Here is a 6283-nt window from a genome sequence, read left to right as displayed (position 1 = left end):
CCCCCCGCCGCCCCCCGGCGCCCCCACGGCGGGCTCAAAGTAACTACCGTCATCTGGCCAATGGTGCTAATTTCTGACCATGCGGCCAGAAAACGGTCCCGAGGGTCGGCAACGCTCGTTCATCGAAGAGGCTCGGCGGCGCCAGATCATCGCATCCGCGGTCGAGGTCATCGCCGACCGCGGCTACGCGGGTGCCACTCTCGCGCGCATCGCCGCGCACGCCGGGATCTCCAAGGGAGTGGTCTCGTACCACTTCGACGGGAAGGACGACCTCATGACGCAGGTCGTCGTGCAGCTCTACGTGTCTGCCGGTGAATACATCGGCCCCCTCGTCGAAGCCGCCGACGGGCCGGCCGCGCGCCTTCGCGCTTACATGACCGCCAACCTCGACTACGTCGACGTCAACCGCCGGTTCATCGCCGCGATGACCGACGTGGTCCTAGGCCTCCGCGAGCCGGACGGACGCCTGCGCTTCGTGTCCGCCGACGAGGACACGGGCCCACTCGCACCCCTCGTCTCGATCCTGCGCGACGGACAGAAGTCAGGCGACTTCGGCGACTTCGACGCGACGACGATGGGCCGTCTTATCCGCGACAGCATCGACGCGGCCGCCGGCCGCGCCGCTCGTGATCCCGGATTCGATCTCGAACACCATGGACGCCTTATGATTTCGGTCTATCAGCAGGCCGTGACCGTTCTCCCAGAGGAGCCTGCATGAGCACCGACGAACGCGCCGCTGATCCGCACGCGACAGGCCCCGCATCACGGGGCACCCTGCCGCGGCTCGACCTGCCCGTACTGGGCGCGATATTCGTGGCTTCCGCCGCGGCCCTCGCGTTCGGCGCGAGCCGCTACCACCTCTTCGGCGACGAGCTGTACTTCATCGGCGCCGGCCGGCACCTGTCCGTGAGCTACGCCGACCAGGGCCCAGTGCTCCCGCTGCTCGCGCGTGTCGTCACCACGCTCGGCGCGAGTGGGGAGCCCGGCATCGGACTCCTCCTGTTCCGGCTGCCGGCCGTGCTCGTGACCCTTGCGGGGCTGGTGTTCGCCGCGCTGATCGCCCGTGAGATGGGCGGCGCCCGGCTCGCGCAGGGCCTCGCGGCGGCCGCGTACGCGACGTCCACCTTCCTCCTGCTGCAGGGTGAGCTGCTCGCGACGAACACGATCGACACCCCGCTGTGGGTCGCGATCACGTGGTGCGTCGTGCGGTGGGTGCGAACCCGGCGCGACTCTCTGCTGCTCGTGGCCGGCGTGCTGACTGCCGTGGACATGCAGGTCAAGTGGCTGATTCCCGTGTTCTGGGTGTGCGTGGCCGGGGCGGCGCTCGCGGACGGCCCCCGCGACCTGCTACGTCGGCCGCTGCTGTGGGTCGGCGGCGCGATCGCCGTCGTCGCCACGGTGCCCGCACTCGTCTGGCAGGCGGGCAACGGCTGGCCGTACCTGCAGCTCACATCGCAGGTCGCGGACGAGATGCAATACGTGGGCGGCCGGTGGCTGTTCGTACCGATCATGCTCGTCATGGCGGGGGTTCTCGGGCTCGCCTTGGTGCTGTTCGGACTGTGGGCACTGGCACGCTCGCCGCGGCTGCGGGCCTACCGGTTCCTCGGCATCGCGTTCGTGGCGATGGTCGTGCTGTTCGTGATCACGGGTGGCCGTCCCTACTATCCGGCCGCCGTGTTCCCGGTCCTGATCGCGGCGGGTGCGGTCGAGTTCGCAGCGGTCCGCAGGACGTGGGTGCGCTGGCTCGCGGTCCCCGTCGCCGCGGTGTCCGCGGTGGTCCTGGTGGTGTCGCTGCCGTTCACGCCGGAGAGCGACATCGCGCCGCCGACGTCCACGCTCGATGCGGGCACGAAGATCAGTGTGTTCGGCCAGTTCGGCTGGACCGAACTGGCCTCCGCGACGGAGTCGGCGATCGAGGCCCTGCCCGCCGCCGACCGGCCGCAGGCCGTGGTGACGGAGTCGTATTGGCAGGCCGGCGCGCTCGAGCACTACGGCCGCGGGCTGCCACCCGTCTACAGCGCGAGCCGCGGGTACGGCTACCTGGGGCGGCCCGCGGACGCGGCGACGACCGTCCTATGGGTCGGCTCACGCGACTCCCGCGATACGGACTCGACCTGCCGCGACGCCCGCCCGCTGCGCGACGTGTCCCCACGGCTCGGCTTCCCCGGCGGCTCGGCGGATCTTCAGCTCCGTCTGTGCCACGTCCGCGCCCCGTGGTCGCAGCTCTGGGAAGGCCTGCGCCACATGTGACCTGCGCTTCGCTAAGATTCGGCCGCTCGAGGTCCTGTGTTAGCTTGTCTGGCATGTTTGCCGCGACCCACGGCCGTGCCGTGTCGCCGGCGGAGCCTCGTGTACTCAGTCCTGTGCCTTGGCGACCGATGCTCGCGATAGTCGCAGTCGCCTTCGTGGTCGCGTGTTTCAGCTCGAGCCGGTACCACTTGTTCGGCGACGAGTTGTACTTCATAGGCGCGGGCCGCCATCTCAGTGCGAGTTATGCGGACCAGGGTCCCGCACTGCCGCTCCTCGCACGTCTGGGAGCCGCGTGGTGGGGCGGGCACCTGACCCTGTTCCGGCTGCCCGGCATCCTCTTGGGCGTCCTCTCCGTCGTGCTGGCCGCGCTCACCGCACGCGAAATGGGCGGCAGCCGCGGTGCGCAGATCCTCACAGCCGTGGTCGCCGCGCTGTCGCCGTTCGTTCTGCTGCAGTCCCAACTGCTCGCCACCAACGCCGTCGACGCGCCGTTCTGGGCCGCGATCACTTTCCTACTGGTGCGCTGGGTGCGCACCCGCCAGGACCGTCTGCTGTTGTTCGCGGGCCTGCTGACGGCCGTGGACATGCAGGTCAAGTGGCTCATTCCCGGGTTCTGGGTAGCGCTGGCCGTGGCCGTCGCCGTCGCCGGACCGCGCGAGATGCTGCGCCGTCCCGCCCTCTGGCTGGGCGGTCTGGTCACCATCGTCGCCACCCTGCCAGGCCTGCTCTGGCAGGCCGACGCGGGCTGGCCGTACTTCCGGCTCACAGGCCAGGTCGCGGCCGAGGGCTCGCTGACCGGCGGTCGCGAGCTATACGTCCCACTGCTCCTGCTCTACGCGGGCCCGCTCGGTGCGATGCTGCTGTGCGCGGCGGTGTGGTGGCTGCTTCGCGACCCGCGTTGGCGCGAGTACCGGTTCCTCGCCGTGACTTTCCTGCTCCTCGCCGCCGCCGTGTGGGCCGTCGCGGGGCGCCCCTACTACGCGGGCGGGCTGTACGTCGCGCTCATCGCGGTCGGCTCGGTCGAGCTGGCCCGACGGTGGCCGCACAAGCGCGGTGACGGCGGCGTCCGCGTATGGGCACGCGTCACGCTCGCCGTGGGCGCGATAGTGGGGATGGTCGCCGTCGTCGCCTTCCTGCCGCTGCTTCGGCAGTCCCACATCCAGGCACCGAGGAACATGGCCGCCGCAACGCTGCAGACCACCCCGTACGGACAGTTCGGCTGGCCTGAGCTCACGCGCGACGTCGAGTCCGCCGTCGCCTCACTGCCCGCTCGCCCGGACGCCGTGGTCACGGAGATGTACTGGCAGGCCGGCGCCCTGGACTTCTACGGTCAGGGCCTGCCGACGGTGTACAGCTATTCGCGCGGATACGCCTGGCTGCGCCAACCACCGGACTCGGCCCGGCACGTGGTCTGGGTAGGTGTCGACGACGATGCCTCGAAGTACTGCTCGTCGAGCCGCCTGCTGAAGCACGTCGGCACCGATCGAATCGGCTTCCCCACCGCGTCTACAGGCATCGACATCCGCTACTGCGAGATGCGGATGCCCTGGTCGCATGTGTGGACGTCCATGCGGCGGATGTAGGCGAGCATGAGGAGGGCCGCCGACGGAGTCCGATCGGCGGCCATTCTCATGCCTGCGTCAGACCAGTAGCTCAGCGATCTGCACGGTGTTCAGCGCGGCGCCCTTACGCAGGTTGTCGCCGCTGACGAACAGCGCGAGCCCACGCCCCTCGGGTACGCCCGGGTCCTTGCGGATGCGGCCCACCAGGGACTCGTCGATGCCCGCAGCGGCGAGCGGAGTCGGGACGTCGGTCAGCCTGACCCCCGCCGCCGACGCCAGGATCTCCTGCGCGCGTTCCACCGACAGGGGCCGGTCGAACTCGGCGTTGATCGACAACGAGTGACCTGTGAAGACGGGTACCCGTACGCATGTGCCGCTCACCAGCAGATCCGGGAGCCCCAGGATCTTGCGTGACTCGTTGCGCAGCTTCTGGTCCTCGTCCGTCTCGCCGGAACCGTCGTCCACCAGCGAACCTGCCAGCGGCAGCACGTTGAAAGCGATGGGTGCGACGTACATGTTCGGCGCGGGGAAATCGACCGCGGAACCGTCGTGCACCAGCTTCTCGGCATCGTCGACGGCCGCACGTGCCTGCGTAGCGAGCTCTTCGACGCCCGCCAGGCCCGAGCCCGAGACCGCCTGATACGAGGACACTATGAGCCGGCGCAGCCCGGCCTCGTCGTGCAGCGGCTTGAGCACCGGCATCGCAGCCATCGTGGTGCAGTTCGGGTTGGCGATGATCCCCTTCTTGGGATTCTTCGCCTCCTCGGGGTTGACCTCGGAGACGACGAGCGGCACATCGGGATCCTTGCGCCACGCACTCGAGTTGTCGATCACGGTCACGCCTGCCGCAGCGAACCGCGGTGCCTGCACCTTCGACATCGTCCCGCCCGCGCTGAACAGCGCGATGTCGAGGCCTGCCGGGTCCGCGGTCGTCGCATCCTCGACGAGGATCTCACGCCCCGCGAACTCGAGCTTCCTACCGGCCGAACGCTCGGACGCGAAGAAGCGCAACTCGTCGATAGGGAAGTCCCGCTCGGCGAGCAGCTTGCGCATGACGGCACCGACCTGACCGGTCGCACCGACTACTCCTACTCGTACGCCCACGGCTATCGCCCCGTTCCCGCGTAGACGGTGGCCTCTTCCTCGCCGCCGAGATCGAAAGCTTCGTGCAGCACCTTGACGGCCTTGTCCAGGTCCGAGTCGCGGCACAGTACCGAGATCCGGATCTCCGAAGTGGAGATCAGCTCGATATTGATGCCGGCCTTGGACAGCGCCTCGCAGAACGTCGCGGTGACGCCGGGGTGCGAGCGCATGCCCGCGCCCACGAGCGAGACCTTGCCGATGTGATCGTCGTAGAGCACGTGCTCGAATCCGATCTCGTTGCGCAGCGCCTCGAGCTTCTTGACGCCTACCGGCCCCAGCTCGCGCGGCAGCGTGAAGGTGATGTCGGTCTTGCCCGTATCCACCTTCGACACGTTCTGCAGCACCATGTCGATATTGATCTCGGCGTCCGCCACGGCGCGGAACACCTTGGCCGCGTAGCCCGGCTTGTCGTCGAGGCCGACGACGGTGATCTTGGCCTCGCTGCGGTCGTGGGCGACTCCGGTGAGAATTGCCTCTTCCACGGGGATGTCCTCCATAGATCCGGACACGATGGTGCCGGGCTTGGTCGAGTACGACGAGCGCACATGTACGGGAACGTTGTAAGCGCGCGCGTATTCCACGCAGCGCAGCATCAACACCTTGGCGCCACAGGCCGCCATCTCCAGCATCTCCTCGAAGGAGACGGCGTCGAGGTGGCGGGCGTCGGGCACGATCCGCGGGTCCGCGGTGTAGATCCCGTCCACGTCGGTGTAGATCTCACAGACGTCCGCCTCGAGCGCCGCCGCGAGGGCGACGGCGGTCGTGTCGGAGCCTCCGCGTCCGAGAGTCGTGACGTCCTTGGTGTCCTGCGACACGCCCTGGAAGCCGGCGACGAGGACGATCTTGCCCTCGGCGATCGCCGACTTCACCCGGCCCGGGGTCACGTCGATGATCTTGGCGGCGCCGTGCCGGCTGGTGGTTATCACACCCGCTTGCGAACCGGTGAACGATTGAGCCTCGGCACCGAGCGACGCGATGGCCATGGCGACGAGTGCGTTCGAGATCCGCTCGCCCGACGTGAGCAGCATGTCCATCTCGCGCGCGGGCGGCGCGGGACAGACCTGATTCGCCAGGTCGAGTAGCTCGTCCGTGGTGTCGCCCATCGCGGAGACGACCACGACGACGTCGTTCCCGGCGCGCTTCGTCTCGACTATTCGTTCGGCCACCCGGCGGATGCGTTCAGCGGAGGCGACAGAGCTGCCTCCGTACTTCTGGACGACGAGTGCCACGTCGGTGGTCCTCCTAATTTGTCGATTATCTGCGCCGATCATCGTACGGCAGCCGGTCGTTACGGCATCTGGGCGTCCTCGGGCGCCGCCGTCTTGCAG

5 protein-coding genes are annotated in these 6283 nt (G+C 68.7%); 3 read left to right on the top strand and 2 right to left on the bottom strand.

What is annotated here, in order from left to right; translation table 11 throughout:
- Nucleotides 1-79: 79 nt before the first annotated feature.
- The 3 genes from P0W64_RS20685 to P0W64_RS20675 are packed head-to-tail and all read left to right on the top strand — an operon-like array spanning nucleotide 80 to nucleotide 3833.
- Nucleotides 80-718 (top strand): TetR family transcriptional regulator, encoded by a 639-nt coding sequence (locus tag P0W64_RS20685; RefSeq protein ID WP_275482069.1) that lies wholly within the window; start codon nucleotides 80-82, stop codon nucleotides 716-718.
- Nucleotides 715-2250, top strand: coding sequence for a glycosyltransferase family 39 protein (locus tag P0W64_RS20680; RefSeq protein WP_275482068.1), 1536 nt, complete (start codon nucleotides 715-717; stop codon nucleotides 2248-2250). Before P0W64_RS20685 ends, P0W64_RS20680 begins: the two co-directional genes overlap by 4 nt.
- 53 nt (nucleotides 2251-2303) lie before the next feature.
- Nucleotides 2304-3833, top strand: coding sequence for a glycosyltransferase family 39 protein (locus tag P0W64_RS20675; RefSeq protein WP_275482067.1), 1530 nt, complete (start codon nucleotides 2304-2306; stop codon nucleotides 3831-3833).
- A 57-nt stretch (nucleotides 3834-3890) separates the two neighbouring features.
- Here the strand turns inward: P0W64_RS20675 and P0W64_RS20670 are convergent, their stop codons facing one another.
- A complete protein-coding gene (locus P0W64_RS20670) occupies nucleotides 3891-4916 on the bottom strand; it encodes an aspartate-semialdehyde dehydrogenase (protein WP_275482066.1) in 1026 nt (341 codons plus the stop codon).
- Between the two features lie 2 nt (nucleotides 4917-4918).
- Entirely contained in the window at nucleotides 4919-6184 is a 1266-nt protein-coding gene (locus P0W64_RS20665) for an aspartate kinase (RefSeq protein WP_275482065.1), read from the bottom strand.
- Between the last annotated feature and the right edge of the window lie 99 nt (nucleotides 6185-6283).

The sequence above is a fragment of the Tsukamurella sp. 8F genome (assembly GCF_029167375.1).
Lineage (GTDB): Bacteria > Actinomycetota > Actinomycetes > Mycobacteriales > Mycobacteriaceae > Tsukamurella.
The sequence above is the reverse complement of the archived record's forward strand: the minus strand, read 5'-3'. Positions and strand labels throughout refer to the sequence as shown.

Coding starts and splice junctions, on each gene's coding strand:
- P0W64_RS20685 (WP_275482069.1), top strand. CDS start 80: ATGCGGCCAGAAAACGGTCCCGAGGGTCGGCAACGCTCGTTCATCGAA.
- P0W64_RS20680 (WP_275482068.1), top strand. CDS start 715: ATGAGCACCGACGAACGCGCCGCTGATCCGCACGCGACAGGCCCCGCA.
- P0W64_RS20675 (WP_275482067.1), top strand. CDS start 2,304: ATGTTTGCCGCGACCCACGGCCGTGCCGTGTCGCCGGCGGAGCCTCGT.